Genomic DNA, 18,934 nt, shown 5'->3' on the forward strand with positions numbered 1-18,934 from the left:
TTCCACCAGAAACACTTGGATTTAGATTCGAGATTGCTGCGTCTTTAGTAAACACATTTGGAGTGTTATAATTTAAGTCACTTGGCTTAAGATCATTCACAGTAATTACTAAATCGAAAGTTGTAGAACCACCGGAATTGTTCGCTGTTACGGTGTAAGTTGTCACACTTGAAATCACGGTTGGCGTTCCAGAAATTGCTCCAGTTGCCGTATCGAAATTCAACCCTAAAGGCAAACTTGGTGTAATGCTATAATCGATAACGCTTCCTGAAACAATTGGAAACAAACTAACAATTGAAGTTCCATTGGTAAACACGTTTTGTGAAGTATAACTCAACGCACTAGGTGCCACATCATTCACAGTAATTACTAAATCGAAAGTTATAGAGCCGCCCGAGTTTGTAGCGGTTACTGTATAAGTTGTTGTATTAGAAATAACTGTTGGTGTTCCTGAAATTCTTCCTGTTGATGTATTGAAAGTCAATCCCAAAGGCAAACTCGGCGTAATGCTATAACTTGTCACAGCACCACTCGAAATCGATGGATTTAAACTCGAAATCGCCGTTCCTTTTGTAAACACATTGGGTGAATTATAAGTTAATGCACTAGGCGCGATATCATTCACAGTAATCACCAAATCGAAAGTTATTGAACCACCGGAGTTTGTAGCGGTTACTGTATAAGTTGTTGTATTAGAAATAACTGTTGGCGTTCCAGAAATTCTACCTGTTGCAGTATTAAAATTTAAACCAGTTGATAAAGTAGGAGTAATGCTATAACCTGTAACTGTGCCGCCCGAAATACTTGGATTAAGGCTTGCAATAGCAGTTCCTTTAGTAAAAACATTTGGTGAATTATAACTTAATGCACTAGGCGCGATGTCATTTACTGTAATCACTAAATCGAAAGTTATAGAACCACCGGAATTGTTCGCTGTTACGGTGTAAGTTGTGGCACTTGTAATCACGGTTGGCGTCCCTGAAATTGCACCTGTTGCCGTATTGAAATTCAGCCCTAAAGGCAAACTTGGAGTGATGCTATAATCGATAACGCTTCCTGAAATAGTTGGAAACAAACTAGCAATTAAAGCACCCTTCGTAAACACATTCGGAGAAGTATAACTCAAACCACTTGGCGCAATATCATTCACGGTAATCACGACGTCAAAAGTTGTAGAACCACCAGAATTGTTCGCCGTTACGGAGTAAGTTGTCGCACTTGAAATTACCGTTGGCGTTCCGGAAATTGCTCCTGTTGCCGTATTGAAAGTCAATCCGGTTGACAAACTTGGCGTTATACTATAACTTGTCACAGCACCACCCGAAATCGATGGATTTAAACTCGAAATCGCCGTCCCTTTTGTAAATACATTAGGCGTGTTATAACTCAAATTACTTGGCGGGGCATCATTCACTCGAATCACAACACCAAACGAAGTAAAGCCACCTGAATTGGTTGCCGTAACGGTATAAGTTGTCGAAGCACTAACTGCTGTAGGTGTTCCGAAAATTTCTCCTGTTGTCGTATCGAAAGATAATCCTAAAGGCAAACTTGGCGTAATACTATAACTAATAACGGCTCCTCCGGAAACGGTTGGATTTAAACTCGATATTGTTGTGTTTTTGATATATGTATTCGGAGAAGTATAACTCAAACCGTTTGGCGCAATATCATTCACAGTGATGACAACATCGAAAGTTGTAGAACCGCCAGAATTTGTTGCCGTAACGGTATAAGTTGTTAAAGCGCGAATGGCAGTTGGTGTTCCTGAAATTCTTCCTGTCGTTGTATTGAAAGTCAATCCAGTCGATAAACTCGGCGTAATGCTATAATTTGTAACAGCACCACCTGAAACAGTTGGATTTAAACTCGAAATCGCCGTTCCTATTGTAAACACATTGGGCGAAGTATAACTCAAACCGTTTGGCGCAATGTCATTCACGGTAATCACTACATCAAAAGTTGAAGAACCACCAGAATTTGTTGCCGTAACGGTATAAGTTGTCAAAACACGAATGGCAGTTGGTGTTCCTGAAATTCTTCCTGTTGATGTATTAAAAGTCAATCCGGTTGACAAACTCGGCGTAATACTATAACTTGTCACAGCACCAGTAACAGTTGGATTTAAATTAGAAATTGCCGTTCCTTTGGTAAATACATTAGGTGTGTTATAACTCAAATTACTTGGTGGGGTATCATTCACTCGAATCACAACACCAAACGTAGTCGAACCACCTGTATTGGTCGCCGTCACAGTATAGGTCGCCGATGCACTAACCACTGTAGGCGTTCCCGAAATGACACCCGTTGTCGTATTAAAACTCAAACCCGTTGGCAAAGTCGGCGAAATATTATAACTGACTACAGTTCCACCGGAATTCGTTGGACTCAAATCAGCAATAAGCATGTTTTTAATAAACACATTGGGTGAATTATAAGCGAGCCCACTTGGCGCGATATCTTTCACGGTAATAACAATTCCAAATGATGTGCTACCGCCGGAATTCGTTGCTGTAACGGTATAAGTTGCCATAGGAGTAACTACGGTTGGAATTCCCGAAATGATACCGGTTGTTGTATTAAAATTTAAACCTGTTGGTAAAGCAGGATTAATGCTATAACTCACTACGGCTCCACCCGAAGAAGTAGGTTCTAAATCTGAAATTCCCGTATTTCTGGTATAGACATTTGGAGACGCATAACTTAAGGAATTGGGTGCTCCGTCAGTAATCGTAATTTTTAAATCGAACGATGCGCTTCCCGTTGCATAATTACCTGTAACGATATAAGTGTTTATAGTTGAAGCTACTGTCGGTGTTCCTGAAATGACGCCTGTTGATGTATTGAGCGTTAAACCTGTTGGTAAACTCGGCGATACACTATAACTCGTCATGACTTGCGTTGTGGAAGGAACCAGATTTGTAATGGCTGAACCTACATTATAAACATTCGGTGAAAGATAAGATAAAGGTATTTTGACACCATCAACGGCAATGTTGTTGAAGGTTACACGTTTTCCCAAATCGTCTGTCATGTTGGGTCCTGTAAATCGCAATCTGATTTTAAAATTCGCATTGTTATCAACGGTGGTTATAGTAGAAAAATCAACTTGAAACAATTGATAAACTGCCGTCAATGGTAATGATGTTGCGGCCAATCCTGTCGTAATCCAAACCGGCGTTCCTGAGTTTACCGCATAATCGATGGCGATGGCGCTTGCGGCACCTTCATCAATAGCGGCAAAAGAAAACTGGATTTTTTTATAACCCGTGGTTGAAAAATTAAACACCATCGTATTCTCTAAACCGCCACTTTGGAATGGTTGTTTGATTTGTATTCCTTTCATATCAGCAGAAGCGTAAGGAATATTACCGTTTACGGCTTGTCTGTAATTAATTGTTGTTGGGAGGTTTCTTCTTTCCATAGAAGATTTTCCTGCGTTGGTTGTAGGATAACCGGTGTTGCAAGATTGGTATTGAATTACGCCGTTTGAAGCCAATTCGTAAGTCGAATTTAATGCGGTCAGTTGCGCGCCATTCACAATATTGCCATCCATCATCCAGAAATAAATTGGTACGGTAACATCAACATTACCGTCGGGAATAAACACGGCAGTAATCGAAAAGTTTGCCGTTGGTGTAATTGTAATTTCTGCATTGGTACTCGTAGAAGCTCCTGTCCAATTGCTGAAAATGTAACCCGGTTTTGCGATGGCTTTTAATTTTAATGGGATGCCGCTAAAATAAACTCCCGTCCAAGGATATGGATTTCCGGAAATGCCTGGTGTTCCATCAATAATATTAATTGTGCTGATTTTGATGTAACCGTGGTTGTAATTCGAAACGTTTAAAGTCGCATTGATGTTCGAAGAAATTCCGAATTTTGTTCGAATATGGTTTCTTTGTTGTGTTGGTCTTTGATTGAAAAAAGTTTTTTCTTCACCAATGTGGTATTGCCAGTCACCATAATCTGCAGGCGCTTTCCATCGGAAGAATTGGTCATTCATTTCCGGTGCAATGATCGCTGCTATTTCATCAATTCTGGCATTGGTTCTTGCTGGAAGAAAGTTGGTATTCATCAAATCAGCAAATCGATTGATGAAATCATTTTTAAAATTGGTATTGGCTAATAGTTTTCTGAGGATTAAAGTTGACCATGTTGGGTTTGGTCCTACATCCGTCGTTGAAGTAGCATCTCTCAACGAATTGTATGTTGGATCTTCCAAAGTACTATCCATATCGTGTAATGCCCAGCGCCATCTTCCGTCATGTCCGTAGGGTGCATTGGCAACAAATCCGGCGGTTTTTTTTCTCCAGTAGATGATGTTGTTTCCGGGCCAGTCATTATTTTGAGCGTAAATATTGGTGGTGAAGTAATCGATAAAATTATCGGTATCCATTCGGGTTTGGATGTAGGTGTAATTGGTGTCGCTCGTGAAGGTATTGCTTGAAATGTAATTATACATATTGTTATAATCTACATCATCGCCTTCTTGAATCGCCCCTTGATTTTCTAACATATCGACAGCATCGATATCATAAACTTGTTTGAAATAATTGTTGTCGTATTTTTCACGCAGGTTTAGAAGCCCCCAATATTCACCGTTCATAAAGGTAACCATCGGTTGAAAAGTCTCGGTTTCCATTCTTAAATCTTTCACCAATTGATGGTTTAGTGCGTCACGGAACATGGTATTGTAGAAATCACTTCCACCACTTTTAGCACTCAACCTTTCGTAGCTAGTGTATGACTCATCTGTGAAAAATTTGTACGACATATTCTCGTCTCCAAAATCGGAACGCGCAGCAATATTCCACGATTTGCTTGGATATACTCTTGAGTAAGCACCACGAATTCGGATGCCTACATCTTGATTGATCATTTCCTGACCATTGACAAAATAATGCATGTTGGCTTTGCGTTCGTTGGCAGCTCCCGAGCGTTCGAAATTTCCGATTTCACGATCGGGTACTTCGTTGGGGTTGGCGGTTCTCCAATTGTCGAAATCGACTCCTGCTACTGAAATTCCATCTTCGTAATCGAACAATTGATCTTCATCGATGCTTAATGAAATTACGGGAATAGAATATTTACTCGGGCCCGAAGGTGTAATAAAGTAATTTTTAGTCACAACTTTACTCGACAAAGCACCGGGTTTAATCACTTTTGCTCGGATGATATTGCCTTTATAAATAGGGCCATTCGGAATGTAAGGCGGCGTAAAATCATAAGTGGTCGAAATCGCAGAAATTTTATTGGCTTGCGATGATCGGTCTGCGATTGCAATCGGAGCGGTGTATTGTTGGGTTCTAAAATTTTTATAAAGAAACGAACCGAAAGCTTGTCCGGGAAGTTTCGGATATTGGTTTTTGTAGTTGTATGTGGTTCCGCTTAAATTATTTTCATCGGGTTCAGATCCGTCAAGGGTGTATAATATTGTAGTTCCGGCATCGGGTGATGAAATGGTTAAATTGAAACCAGTCGTAAGAAAACCCGAACCTTGAGAAAACACAGGTGGATTTAAAGCTTGCGAATAACCGGTAGTTGTATTGGCAGCATTAGGTGTAGGTGTTCCAAAAAAAACGTAAGGACCAGTTCCGTTTGGAGATCTTCCGTATGAAATATCCGCTTGCAAGCTGGCAGCAGGAACCGTATTGATGGTTACGGCTGATGTATTGGTCAGATAAATGTTTTCGCCCGAAGCACTGATTTTAAAGTTCGTATGCAACGGACTTCCTGCAACTGATCGGTTTTTATCAGAAGCCCAGACTATTAAATATTGTCCGGCACCTAAAGACACATTGGGGAATGTCCATTTGTATAAAAGTAATGGGTCGTCGGATAAACCAAACCCTAAAAGATTTACTGATGAAGCTCCGGCATTATACAATTCAATCCAATCTTGATGTGAGCTGTTTTCATCTTGAATTGAAGCAGTATTTGAGGCTAAGATTTCATTGATAACAATATTTTGCGCTTGCAAAGTATTATGATTTAGGCTTGATAAAATAAAGGCACATAGCAGTAAAGCAGTCTTTTTCATACAGTAAAGGTTTAAGACTGGAAAATTAAGTTAATCTTAAGAAACTGCTAATTTTAATCGTTACAAAACTGAAAAACTCGATGAAAGGAAATTTAAATCTAATCGCCTAAAAAGCAATAAAAAAAAGGTAGTTGTATTACTATAGATTTAGTGTAATACAACTACCTTATAGAAGGTTATGAAGTTAGCAGCAGTTTATTTCTTGCTGATTTTTTTAGTCTCTATTCTTCCTTCAGATTCTAGTTGAAGTAAATACAATCCATTAGACAAATCAGACAAATTGATTTGTGCATTTTCAACGGTTCCGGCTTTAATTTGTTTGCCATCAATCGTATATAATTTATAATTTACGATACGACCTGTATTGATTCCCACTACATTGATAACGTCTGAAACCGGATTAGGATAAACTGCATATTGAAGTGAGAAGTTTTCCTCAACAGCCAATACGATCTCTGTTCCGTATACCGCAATATTGTTGAAGGTAATTCGAGCACCGGTATCTGCAGTCATGTTTGTTCCTGTGAATCGCAAACGAACTTTAAAGTTGGCATTGTTATTCGCTGAGGTAATTGCAGTGAAGTCGATGTTGAATAATTGGTAAGCGTTGGTAAGCGGCAATGTGCTTGCGGCTAATCCTGTAGTCAGCCAAACTGGCGTTCCAGCGTTTACAGAATAATCAACTAAAATTCCCGTAGCGTTGGTCAATTCATTAATGGCAGCAAAAGAGAATTTGATATCTTTTTCATTGACCGTTGAAAAATTAAATACCATTGTATTTTCTAAACTGCCGTTTGCCAAAGGTTCCTTAATTTGCAAACCTTTCATATCGCTTGTAGCAAAAGGAAGATCGTTGTTTACGATTTGAATATAGTTGATGGCTGTTGGACTGTTTCTTCTTTCCATAGAAGCTTTTCTCCAATTGACATCAGAGGACACGAACGGATATCCAACCAAACAAGATTGGTATTGAATTGCGCCATCGACAGTTCCGGATTTATAGGTTGTATTTAAAGTTTCTAGCGGAACGTTGTTCGCAATCGCTGAATTCATCATCCAGAAATAAATCGGTTGCGGTGTTGCTACAGTATCCAGGACGAATACAGCTGTTAGATTAAAACTTGATCCAGAATTGATGGTGATTTGAGCATTGGTGCTTGATGAAATTCCTGTCCAATGACTGAAAACATAACCAGGATTTGCGATTGCTTTTATGGTTACAGGGATGTTTGAAAAGTAAACACCCGTCCATGGATAAGGATTTGTATCAATACTAGGTGTACCTACTTTGATATCGATTGTATTGATTTTGATGTATCCGGCGTTGACGTTGGAAACATCCAAAGTAGCGTTGATATTGGAAGCAATTCCGAATTGAGAACGAATATGATCTCTTTGGAAAGCCGGTCTTTGATTGGCAAAATCACGCTCTTGGTTCAGGTAAAACTGCCAGTTATCGATTTCAACCGGCATTTTCCAACGATTGATATGTTCTAACATTTCTGGTTCAATAACCGATTTCATACTGTCGATCATACCCACTACTCTTGAAGGAAGAAAAGTGGTATTCATTAAATCAGCAAAACGATTAATGAAATCATTTTTATACGTTGGACTCACTAAAAGTTTGCGTAAAATAAAAGTTGACCAAGCCGGATTAGGATAATCTGGACCATTAGGTTCGGTAGCAAGTGCTAATGTATTAAGAGCAATATCATCTGTTGGTAATGCAAAAGTATCGTCAAAATCATGAAATGCCCAACGCCATCTTCCATCATGACCGTAAGGTGCGTTAGGAGTATATGCAGCAGTTCTTTTTCTCCAATATTCGATATTGGTTCCTGGCCAGTCTACATTTTGCAAATAAATGTTTGTGATGTGATAATCGCTAAAACTATCGGGATCCAATTGGGTTTTGATATAATTATAATTGGCTGGTGTTGCCATGCTGTTTGCATTTAAATACGCCAACATCGCTTGGTAATGAACGTCATCACCATAATCCGCTTGACCGTTGCTTGAGTCACCTTGATCTACTAAATAATCCAAGTCGGTAGCAGCAATATTTAAAGTACGCGCAAAGTATTTGTCATCGTATCTTTCATTTAGATTTAGAATACCATTATATTCTCCGTTGATGAATGTAACGGTTGGCTGATACGATTCTGTAAGGCAATTTAAAGAACGCACCAAACGATTGCACAAAGCATCTCTGAACATCGTGTGGATAAAATCACCACCGGAATTTCTTAAGACTAAATTATCAAAGCTGTTTTCTGTTAAATTCGAGAAAAAATTATAATGCATTTTATCTTTTCCGTATTCCGGACGCGCATATAAATTATAGGATTTACTTCTGGTAGATCTTGAAATTCCGCCATGAATGCGGATACCAATATCTTGATTTAAAACTTCAACACCATTCACTAAGTAGGTCATATTAGCAGTTCTCTCGTTATCTCTTCCGCTTCGGTAGTAATTCGCATTACCTTCTTCGTAAGTTGGGTCAGTAGTTGGGTTGGCAGTTCTCCAATCTTCGAAGTCGACACCAGCAACACTAATCCCGTCGTTGTAATCGAATAATTTATTTTCATCAATGTTTAATGATAATACAGGTAACGTAAAACGATTCGCTCCCAAAGGAGAAATATAATAAGTTCTCGTTTCAGTTTGACTATCTAATGCGCCTGCTTTGATTAATTTTGCACGAACTACAGTTCCTTTAAAAATAGGATCAGCAGGAATATAAGTCGGATTAAAAGAAAAAGTCGTAGAAATAGATGCAATTTTATTAGGCAGCGGTGAGCGATCAGCGATTGCTAAAGGGGCACTGTATTGATAGGTTCTGAAATTGTTGGTCAATAATGGACCGGAAGTTTGAGAAGCATTCAATTGTCGGTATTGATTTTTGTAACTGTAGGTTGTTCCTCCTAAATTAGAGAACTGTGGTTCAGAACCGTCTAACGTATATAAAATTGTCGCACCGGGAACGGTTGTAGACAAAGTTAAATTGAACCCTGAAGTTAATATTCCGGAATCTTGAGAAAATGTTGGCGGCGATAAAGCTTCGGTATAAGCTACACTTCCGTTGGCTGCTTCTGGAGTGACAACATTAAAAAACATAAACGCACCTGTTCCGTTTGGAATTCGTCCGTAAGAAATGTTTTGCAGCATGGCTGGTGTAGTAACGGTATTTAATGTAACACCCAAAGCATTAGTCAAGGTTAGCGTTTCGCCGGCAGAACTCAATTTAAAGTTCGTGTGAAGCGGTTGTCCTGCAGTCGCTCTGTCTTTATCGGAACACCACACTAATAAGTATTGTCCGGCACCGATAGATATATTTGGGAATGTCCATTTAAATGGCATAGTAGCATCATCGGTTAATCCGAAATCGGTTAGGTTTACAGATGTTGCGCCATTGTTTCTGAGTTCTACCCAATCTTGGTAAGAACCGTCTTCGTCTTGGTTGATGTTGGAATTGGAAGCAAGCACTTCATTAATAACAATGCTCTGACTTGTAATGGTTTGGGACAAGAATAATAAAAGCAAAGCGATAAAAAACGGGGTAGTTTTTTTCATAACTTTTTTAAAGTATTGATTAATAAGGCTGTGAAATTATATAAATGTAAATAAAAAGCTATATTTTATCGATACAAAGCGCAAATTATCTTTGAAGTGCAGGAATTAATCTAATCTTAAGGGAGCTTTTGTTAAAATAATGACTATTGCAAGAATGATTGTCTTTTAAAACACCTGTTCTTTGGGAGCGCCAACTTTATTGTTTTCAGCAATATCAACCCTAATCGCTATATCGTTGATATTACATAAGCTACTGAAATGTTAAATGAAGCATCTTTTAAGTTGAGATTTTATGCCATTGTACTTTCAATTTTATTGTAAAAATCGTTCAAAATTTGTTGCTCAGAAAAAGTAGTAGTGACAAAAGCACGAGCGTTTTGTCCGATTGAATTTTCTCCTTGTTCTTCTTTTAAACGAAGGATACAATCGTAAATGCTTTTTGGGTTATTGTCCGAGAAGTAATAGCCGCAATTAGATTGATTGATAATTTTTGAAACTTCCGACAGGGTGTTTCCGGAAATCACAGAAGGTTTGGCACTAGCCATCATACCGAGTATTTTTGAAGGCATAATGGTATCGATGACCTCTTGTTTTTGAAATAAAAAATGGGCATCAGCAGAACATAATAAGTCAGACAAGGCTTCATAAGGAACGGGATTGAAGAATTTTACGAACCCGAATCGGCTCAAGCGTTCTCTCAGCGTATTGCTATAAGCACCGTCACCAACAATTACGATTTCAATATTGTCTTTATCATCGATTAATTCGCAGAGTTTTTCACACAACAGCCAATCTTGTTTTTCACCAATATTACCGGAGTAAAGCAACGTAAATGCATTAGTATTGATAAAAGGATGATGCACAAAGTTGGCTGGGTTTATTTTTTCTGAAGAAACCCAATTAGGAAAATAATAAGGGTCTTGATGTTTTGATTTTTCGCGGATATTTTGAAGCATACTAAAACTGATACTGCTCGTAACATCTGCCGCGTTTAATAGTTTTCTTTCAGAAAAAGTAAGGATGCTTTTGAACGCCTTTAATAAAAAATGGTTGTTTTTTACAATTCCTGAATCTAAAGCCAAATCAAATTCGAAATCTTGGATGTGAATCCATAATTTTGATTTCCTGATTTTAGCCAACAATATTGCCGGTACAATAGCAATCGTGAAGGGAACAATGCAAATGACCAAATCTGTTTTTTTGACTTTTCTTACATTGATCAAAGTGCCATAGAGCAAACTCAACATCATAAAAACCCTTCCTTTTAAGGTTACTTTTTCAGGAATGTATTGTTTGTATCGAATGATTTCTATGCCATCGATGGTTTCTGTAAAATAAGCAGGATGATTCTGATACGATGGATGAATTTTCCATTGCGGATAATTAGGGAATCCGGTAATGATTTTAACTGCATATCCTTTTGATTTAAGATAATGCGAAAATTGCGTGGTATAAAGACCAATAGCCGTATCTTCAGGGTAATAAAAAGGCGTAATGATCGTAATCGTTGTGTTTTTTTTCATGAAAGCATGGCCAAATTTAAGAGCACAAAGATATTCTTTTTAGAGTGTTTATAAAGACTAAAGTAAGGAATTAATCTAATAGTGTGCTATTGGTTTTATTTTAAATTCTTAGCGAGTGATGCATAAAAAGCAACATTAATTTCGGTTAAAAAGAATATATTTGCAGCATTATTTTTTAGTCATCTCGTTTTTGAATACAATATCACAACGGCATAAATTTAGATTTTAGTGAAGATACTTTTAGACAACATTATTTATTCGAAAGTCAAAAATGGTGGCGTTTCCAATTATTGGTTCGAATTGTCAAAATACGTATTAAATCAACCGCAAGATCAAGTCAAATTTTTTGAAGAAAAAGACGATCTTTCCAATTTTCACAGACAACTTTTAGCCATTCCTCAAGACCACATTATTCCATATCACAGCAAGGTACCTTTTCTTTCGAGACGGTTGCCCATATATTATGAAAGTAATGAAAAACTCATTTACCATTCGAGTTATTATCGAGGCTTGTCAGGCGCTAAAAATAAAATTGAAGTGACCACAGTATATGATTTTATTCACGATTATTATTCTTCCTTTTTAAAAAAAGCAATACACAATAATTTAAAGTATAGTGCGATAAAAAGATCGAAAGGCGTCATATGCATATCAAAAAACACCTATTCAGATCTGCAGAAATTTTGCCCGACCAGAAAGAATCAAAAAGCGGAAGTTATTTATGTAGGCGTTAGCGATGATTATTTTCCAACGTCCAATTTAGACGGCCCTCAGAAGCAGTTTTTAACAAACCATCATCTCGAAAACGGGTTTTTGTTGTTTGTTGGCGGTAGGACCAATTATAAGAATTTCGACTTTGTAGCATCGGTAATCAACGAAAATAAAGATTTGAAATTGGTGGTTGTCGGCGGCGGCATGTTGAACGAAAATGAAGTGAAATTATTTACCAAAGAAGCCTTTAGTCGGGTTGTTTTTATCGGATCGGTAAAGAATGAAGAATTGAATATTTTATTTAATCATGCTTTGGCATTACTCTATCCGTCGAGTTATGAAGGTTTCGGAATTCCGGTTGTTGAGGCAATGCGCGCTGGTTGTCCGGTAATAGGATTAAACAATGCTACGATTCGTGAAGTCGCGGAAGACTCGGCGCTTTTGTTGGATTATTTGGACATCAAAGATTTTAGTCATCAAAAACAAAAATTGATGAATGCTACTTTTAGATCAGAAACCATTGCGAAAGGGCTTTTAGAATCGCAAAAATACAGTTGGGAAAAAAGCAGCAGAGAAACGTATGAGTTTTATACAGACTTGTATGATTCATCGCTTTGATACAAGAAAAAGCTGATTAAAAAGGAATAAATAAGCGCTCCATTTTCACGCTCCATAACATTTTCGGTCAGAAAGTTCAACACAAAAAAAACAAATATTGCGATTCCTAAGATCGATTTTTTCTGATTTAAGATTCTAAAAATACTATAAATAGAAAATAAATAAATACAAAAGCCAATCAGTCCGGCAGTTAAAACAACACTAAAAAACTGATTGTGGCTGTTGTAGTTTTTTTGGGTGATATCAAGGTTTTTACTCACATAGCAAGGATCTAAATTGCGTTTGACGTTGCCCACACCATAACCTAAAAATGGTTTTTCAGTAATTTTTTCCATCACACATTGATAAACCCGGTATCGGATAGCAATGGAAGATTCCGGATTTTCATTTAAAGCATTGTCTGTTAATTCGTTAAACCTATTTTCGTTTTGATATTTAGGTATAAATTTCACAGAAAAAACAACACCCGCCAAAACGAGTATTAATACGATAATGGCTTTTTTAATTTTTAAATAATGTGCTAACAAAAAGCAAAGCGACATCAACAAATATATAATCGGCCCTTTTCTCATGAGCAATACAAGGACAACGGCTAAAAATAAACCCCAAAAAAGGTAAGCCATTTTAAAAAACAGTTTGGGATTGCTTTGTGTTAAGTAAACCAACATCAGTATCGAAATCCCCAAATAGATAGCAAGATAAATCGGGTGAATGGAAAAGATGCTTAGCCGAATATTGATTAGATTAAAATAGTGAATTGTCGTTTCATAAAAACTAAATTCCTGCCTCCAGAAATAGATAAAGCTAACGATGCAGAACAAAGTTGTTGAGAAAACAAAAACTTTAAAAATAGTTTCAATTTGTTTTTTTTGGATGCTGAAATAGGAAGATTCCAATAGTCCGAAAACGATAGGATATCCCAACAGCGACGCCATGGTTGAGAGTTTAAAAAAAGCGTCGTTGGATTCAAAAGAATACAACCAACTGGCGAGGTAAATTAATGGTAAAGCACCAATCAGGATTATTTTTTGGAAAGAATAAGTGTTTTTTCTTTCAGACTTCAAGTAATAAACCAAAGAACAAATAAAGAAAATAAGGATTGGATATGCTTTAAATTTATTTGGAATTATTAGAACAGCACTATTTAAGAACAGTGAAAATGTCACAAAATTCGAATAAACTTTATTTTCTAACATAATGGTTTATTATAACAAACAAAACTTTAGGAAAATAAACTACGGCAAAAAGCGTAGACACGATTAGCATGTATACATTGGCCAAATCGCCTCTTAAAAAGTAAATCATGTAGATGGCAAAATAAAATGCGAATATCGATTTTAAAGAATCATCGCTTTCGAGCCAACGGATTAGCCAAACGAAAATCAAAGCCAAAATCATGGCGAATAACACAATTCCGAAAAGTCCAAAATTGATATATCCTTCAGAAATATAAGGGTTTGAAAGGTTATTAAAGTTGAATCCGTAACTTTCTATAAGGTAATTCCCTATTTTGAAACCCGTAACTTCGGGTTTGCCATGCCAAAAATTTCGCGGAACAAAAAACAAAAAAACAGGTTTTAATTGTTCGCCATATGTTAAGCCGTTTTTGTCGCAGTAATCAATAGTTGCTAAAAAACAGGGGTAAGCGTCGTAGTGCAACGAATTGAAAGCATCGGTGACATCGAGCATTTTCATATTCTCAGTCAGAATATTAGGCTTGGAAATCATTTCTTTCAATGAGTGTTGGCTGTGCGTTACCACCGACATCAACGGAAATAAAAGAATCATCGAGAAGAACATAAATCGTACAACCTTATAATTGGTATCTAAAACTTTTCTAAAGAACAAGTAGATTAGTGTAATATAAATAGGACCTAGCGCATTTCTTTTTTCTGTCAATGGATTTTTTAGGGCAAAAACAAAAACTATAAAAACCAGTAAAAAAAGAAAAACTACAAAAGAATTTCTAGTCAACTTTTCTTTATTTTTTAAATAGAAATGGGCCAAAAACAATCCTGAAAGTGGAATAAAAAATAAAAATTTCTGAACGATTAAGTAGTTTGAAATCGATGTTTGCTCTACTTCTTTATAGAAATCATTCTGATATTGAAATATAATGGTAGAAAAATTACCTACGATAATCAGCAAACTGATCACTGACAAAACCATCAAAACCAATGGTGTGTTGGTATAAGAAATTTTAGAGTGCGATTTGATTCTGAAATTTTTCTTTTTAAAGTATAAATAAGATAAAAAGAAAACGACGTTGAATAATAAAATATAAAGGTTTCCCCGAATGGCAAAGTATTCGGAAAAAGGTAGGTTTTGTATGTATTTTCCGCTTCCGTTATATCCTTTCGAAACGATGTAGCTGATTTGTACTAGCGGCGCAACAATAAAAAATAACAAGTTAAAAACCACAAAGGTGCCCAGAAAAGGAGAAAATTTTCGCTCTATAAAAATATTATAATAGGTAATAACCCATAGCGCAGCAAAGTTGACCATAAACGACAATCTTAATAGAAAAGGAACATCTAAAAAGATAAAAAGCAATAAAAAGATAAAAGTAAATATACCTAAAAAAGCAATTTTTCCCATACTGAATAGTCGTTATTAAAAAAAAAGACACTATTTAATATAGTGCCTTTAACCTGATTCTTTTGATGTTTATTTTGAAAGCGCTATCAATTTTTTCTGAAATTCAACATTGGCCATAAAAACAGGACTTTTCAATCCGTTTGAGGGCACTAAATCATAAACAAAATTGGTTTCGTTAAATTTCAAACATTCGTTCGGAGACCAGAATTTTTTGTATTCACCTTCATCACCGTCAAGCACTTTGTCTTTATAAGTTACTGAGATATTTTTGATGGTAATGTTTTCTACTTTTTGATTCATACCAACATCCAATCTGATTTTATAAGGAAAAACACCTTTAGGAAATTTGAAAACTGTTTTTTGCATATCGTCATCACCGTAGATGTATTTATCGATAAAGTGCTCGCCGCCAATTTCTACATTCGGCTCTTTAGAGTAGTATATTTTAAATTTATCGTTGACTAAAGTTTTGAACTCAAGAACCAACGCCACTTGATCATTGTTTTCGGTGGAGTTTTCAGCAGCAGCAGGTTCGTTTTTTTTGTCGGAACCACAAGAAACGGTTAGTAAAACGACAAGCGTTAAACTTAGAAGAAGTAATTTTTTCATTGCTTTAATTAAATAGAGATATGGCGCAAAAATAAATAAAATAATGACAGTAACAATACAAAACAATAATAATTGATTGGCAAAGGATTATTTTAAAAACAAATGATTTATGGTGTTTGTGGGATTATTATTCTCTATAAAAAACCCCGTCGATTTCTAATTGCTTTCCGGTTTTTTTGTCATAGAAACCATTTTCTAGTGCGAGTAAATGAAATCCTAAATGATTCAGTTTGGCTTTCATCTTGTCAAACGTCATTGCGCCTTCATACGAAGGAATAAACGACATTTCTATTTGTATTCCGGTCACGTGTGGTAAAGATTGTTCGGCACCTTGCAACACCATTTCTTCGTAACCTTGGGTGTCGATTTTGAGGTATACGTTTTTCCCCATCAATCCTAAACTTTCAAAAATGCTGTCTAATTTTCTGATTTCAATCGTTTCTTTTTCAACAAAAGCAGCTTCTGGAGCGCTATCTGTGAGTTGAGGTAAATTTTCAAGCAGGGAACTGCTTACAGAATTTTTGGCAACATTAATGGTCGTTTGACCGTCTCTTTCGCCAATCGAGTAATGAAATACTTTCCACAAAGTATCATTAGCCGCATTTTTTTGAAGTTTGCCAAAGGCTTCTTTCATCGGTTCGAAAGAAAGGATTTCACCTTTAAAACCTAGGTTTCGCATTTCGCTGCCGTATTGCCCTATGTTGGCACCAATATCAAGAATGACATCAATATGATAATGGTTGATGAGTTTTATTCTTCGATCAAGTTCGTCGGTTGGGTATTTTGTGATTTCTATTCCAAAAGCAGCATTAAAAGCCCTTTTCAATTTCATTAATGAGCTTTTGTTTTTATAGATAAAACTATTCATTCTTTTTAAGTTTGTTTACAATCATATAACATTCGTATGGAATAAAAATCACCCAAAACAACATCAAGATTAGGGTTGATACAACGACGCTGTTTATTCCAAAATCCAAATGTATTAAATAATAGGTTAATGGTATTTTTAAAACCACACTTATTAGTAAAATAAGGATATATTTATTCAATTCCCCAATTCCGTTTAGGAAAAAAGTATAAAAAGTAACATATATCCGCAGCGCGGTTGCTATTCCAATATATAGAATTAAATGATTCGGAATATCCAATTTTTCTTTAATCCATATTGAAATGATAAATGGACAAAACGCGGCAATTACAATGACAAATAGAAAAATACCAATAAAATAAAGGTTGAATTTTTTAAAAGTGTCCAACAGTTTGATATAATTTTTGTCAATATAATCTTTCGCGAACACCGACCACAAAGGCGACAATGCAGCAAAAAGAATCATAATGGGAAGTTGGAAAATTTTGTTTACCGTATCATACGGAACAACATCTTTTGGTCCGAAATTATTCGAAATAATATAATTATCGGAAGTAAAAATAAACATCAACCCTAATTGAATAATCATAAATTTCGAACCCAGTTTGAGAATTTCTTTGATAAAGTCGTTGGGTGTTTTTTCATTCGTTTTTAAGTTCAGATTTTCAAGTTTGAAAAAACGAATCGTATACAGAACGTTAACCAATAGGCAAAATAAGCCGTTGAGAAGAGAAATTAAAATCAGTTTGTTTTCGACCGAAATATTGGGAAATAAAAGCGTCGCAGCAAAAACCAAAAACAAAAAACCAAATTGGTTTACGGCTAACGATTCTTCGGCATATTTTCCTTTTAAAAAAGCAACATATAGCGACTTATGAATGTTCGCTACGAAATTGATACAAAAGAAAAAAATGTTAATCAGGAACAGTTCGTTTACAAACGATTGGCTGTGAAAAGACACATTCATGCTCGATTTGAGATCAACAAAAAAGAGTAAAAGAATAAAAAGCGCGAAAATCCCTAAAGCAATATAGAATGAGATTTTATAAGTGGTTTTGATATAGCTTTTGAGCAAATCAATTTTACTGTTGTGCAAAAGCACCGGAATTTTTGTTTTTAAGGAACTTTGAATGCCAAAATCCATGAGCAAAACCCATTGAAAAAGTGTGAAAACCAAAACCCAAACGCCATAATTATCATTTCCAAAATACGTGATAAGCAGCGGAATCGAAACAAACAAAGACAATCCCGAAACGCCTTTATAAAAACCGCTCATCAACAAATGATTGTTCTTTATTTTTTCAAAAAACATCTAATGATTTTTTTTATCATTGCTAATCTCTTCTTCAATCAAAAGGTCTAAAACTTCAAAAAAGTCTAAATCATATTGCCATGATAATTCGGTTTTTGCTTTTTCGTTATTGCCATAAATATCTTCAATATCGGCCGGTCTGTAGAATGCTTTATTGATGACGCACAAACTTCTGTCGATGTTTAATTTATCAAAAACATAATAAATAATGTCTCTTAAACTCACCGATTGTCCAGAGCAAATTAAATAATCCGAAGGTTTTTCTTGTTGCAACAACAAGTGCATCGCTTCCACATATTTAGGCGCATAGCCAAAATCTCGTTTGATGTCGATATTGCCAACCTGAAGATTGGTGCGTTTGTTTTGAGAAATTTCCAAACTTTCCCGAATCACTTTTTTGACAAAAAAACCACTACTTCTCAAATATGATTCGTGGTTGAATAAGATGCCACAGCAAATAAAAAGGCCGTAGCTTTCTCTGTAATTCACGCAAGTATAATGCGCTGCAACTTTTGAAATCGCATACGGACTTAAGGGATGAATGAGACTCGTTTCGGTGATGGGAAGCTTTCCTACTTTACCAAACATTTCGCTGCTGCTGGCTTGGTATAATTTGATGGCAGGATTGGTATTTCGAATCGCTTCAATAATATTAAAAACACTAATCGTATTGAATTCAAATGTGCCGATCGGATTCGCGTAAGATTCAGAAACTGAACTTTGTGCCGCTAAATTGTATATTTCATCAGGATTGTAAGTCTTTAGAATTTGGGTAACCTGAGTAATATCTAAAAGATCACAAGCAATCAATTCTACTTCATCAAGAATTCCCAAATAGTTTAACCCATTAAAGGAAGCAGCTGTATTTCTAACCAAACCAATAACTTTGTATTGATTTTCTAATAGCAATTTTGTTAAATACGCTCCATCTTGCCCTGAGATACCGGTAATAATTGCTAATTTCATGTATGAAGTAACTGAAAAATGAATGCAAATATAATTTTATTATTCGATAACGAAGATAAATTTATATCTCACAAGCGGGTAATTCATTAGCAAAAATAAAAAACACA

10 protein-coding genes are annotated in these 18,934 nt (G+C 36.0%); 1 reads left to right on the forward strand and 9 read right to left on the reverse strand.

Annotation, left to right across the window (positions count from 1 at the left end; translation table 11 throughout):
- The 3 genes from RMO03_RS02900 to RMO03_RS02910 form a co-directional block, all read right to left on the reverse strand.
- On the reverse strand, positions 1-6,043 hold a 6,043-nt coding region (locus RMO03_RS02900), incomplete at its 3' end, for a putative Ig domain-containing protein (RefSeq protein ID WP_309640584.1).
- Between the two features lie 195 nt (positions 6,044-6,238).
- Positions 6,239-9,622, reverse strand: a complete 3,384-nt coding sequence (locus RMO03_RS02905; RefSeq protein WP_309640585.1) for a CotH kinase family protein — start codon at positions 9,620-9,622, stop codon at positions 6,239-6,241.
- A gap of 290 nt (positions 9,623-9,912) precedes the next feature.
- The gene (locus RMO03_RS02910; protein ID WP_309640586.1) at positions 9,913-11,145 is read right to left on the reverse strand and encodes a glycosyltransferase family 4 protein; all 1,233 of its coding nucleotides are present in this window, start codon (positions 11,143-11,145) and stop codon (positions 9,913-9,915) included.
- A gap of 228 nt (positions 11,146-11,373) precedes the next feature.
- Here RMO03_RS02910 and RMO03_RS02915 point away from each other — a divergent pair, with 228 nt between their 5' ends.
- Complete coding sequence (locus RMO03_RS02915; protein ID WP_309640587.1) at positions 11,374-12,474, forward strand: glycosyltransferase family 1 protein; 1,101 nt, start codon at positions 11,374-11,376, stop codon at positions 12,472-12,474.
- Here RMO03_RS02915 and RMO03_RS02920 read toward each other — a convergent pair.
- The 6 genes from RMO03_RS02920 to RMO03_RS02945 form a co-directional block, all read right to left on the reverse strand.
- Entirely contained in the window at positions 12,444-13,670 is a 1,227-nt protein-coding gene (locus tag RMO03_RS02920; protein WP_309640588.1) for an O-antigen ligase family protein, read from the reverse strand. The two genes, RMO03_RS02915 and RMO03_RS02920, sit on opposite strands and share 31 nt — an antisense overlap.
- Entirely contained in the window at positions 13,657-15,072 is a 1,416-nt protein-coding gene (locus RMO03_RS02925) for a hypothetical protein (RefSeq protein WP_309640589.1), read from the reverse strand. The genes RMO03_RS02920 and RMO03_RS02925 overlap by 14 nt, the downstream gene beginning before the upstream one ends.
- A gap of 69 nt (positions 15,073-15,141) precedes the next feature.
- Complete coding sequence (locus RMO03_RS02930; RefSeq protein ID WP_309640590.1) at positions 15,142-15,681, reverse strand: hypothetical protein; 540 nt, start codon at positions 15,679-15,681, stop codon at positions 15,142-15,144.
- 127 nt (positions 15,682-15,808) lie between these two features.
- Positions 15,809-16,513 carry an FkbM family methyltransferase gene (locus RMO03_RS02935; RefSeq protein ID WP_309640591.1) on the reverse strand — a complete coding sequence of 235 codons (705 nt, stop codon included), beginning with the start codon at positions 16,511-16,513 and terminating at the stop codon, positions 15,809-15,811.
- 28 nt (positions 16,514-16,541) lie between these two features.
- Positions 16,542-17,861, reverse strand: coding sequence for a hypothetical protein (locus RMO03_RS02940; RefSeq protein ID WP_309640592.1), 1,320 nt, complete (start codon positions 17,859-17,861; stop codon positions 16,542-16,544).
- On the reverse strand, positions 17,862-18,827 hold the full coding sequence (locus tag RMO03_RS02945) for a GDP-mannose 4,6-dehydratase (RefSeq protein WP_309640593.1): 966 nt from the start codon (positions 18,825-18,827) through the stop codon (positions 17,862-17,864).
- Positions 18,828-18,934 lie beyond the last annotated feature (107 nt).

This window comes from Flavobacterium sp., from assembly GCF_031411595.1.
Lineage (GTDB): Bacteria > Bacteroidota > Bacteroidia > Flavobacteriales > Flavobacteriaceae > Flavobacterium.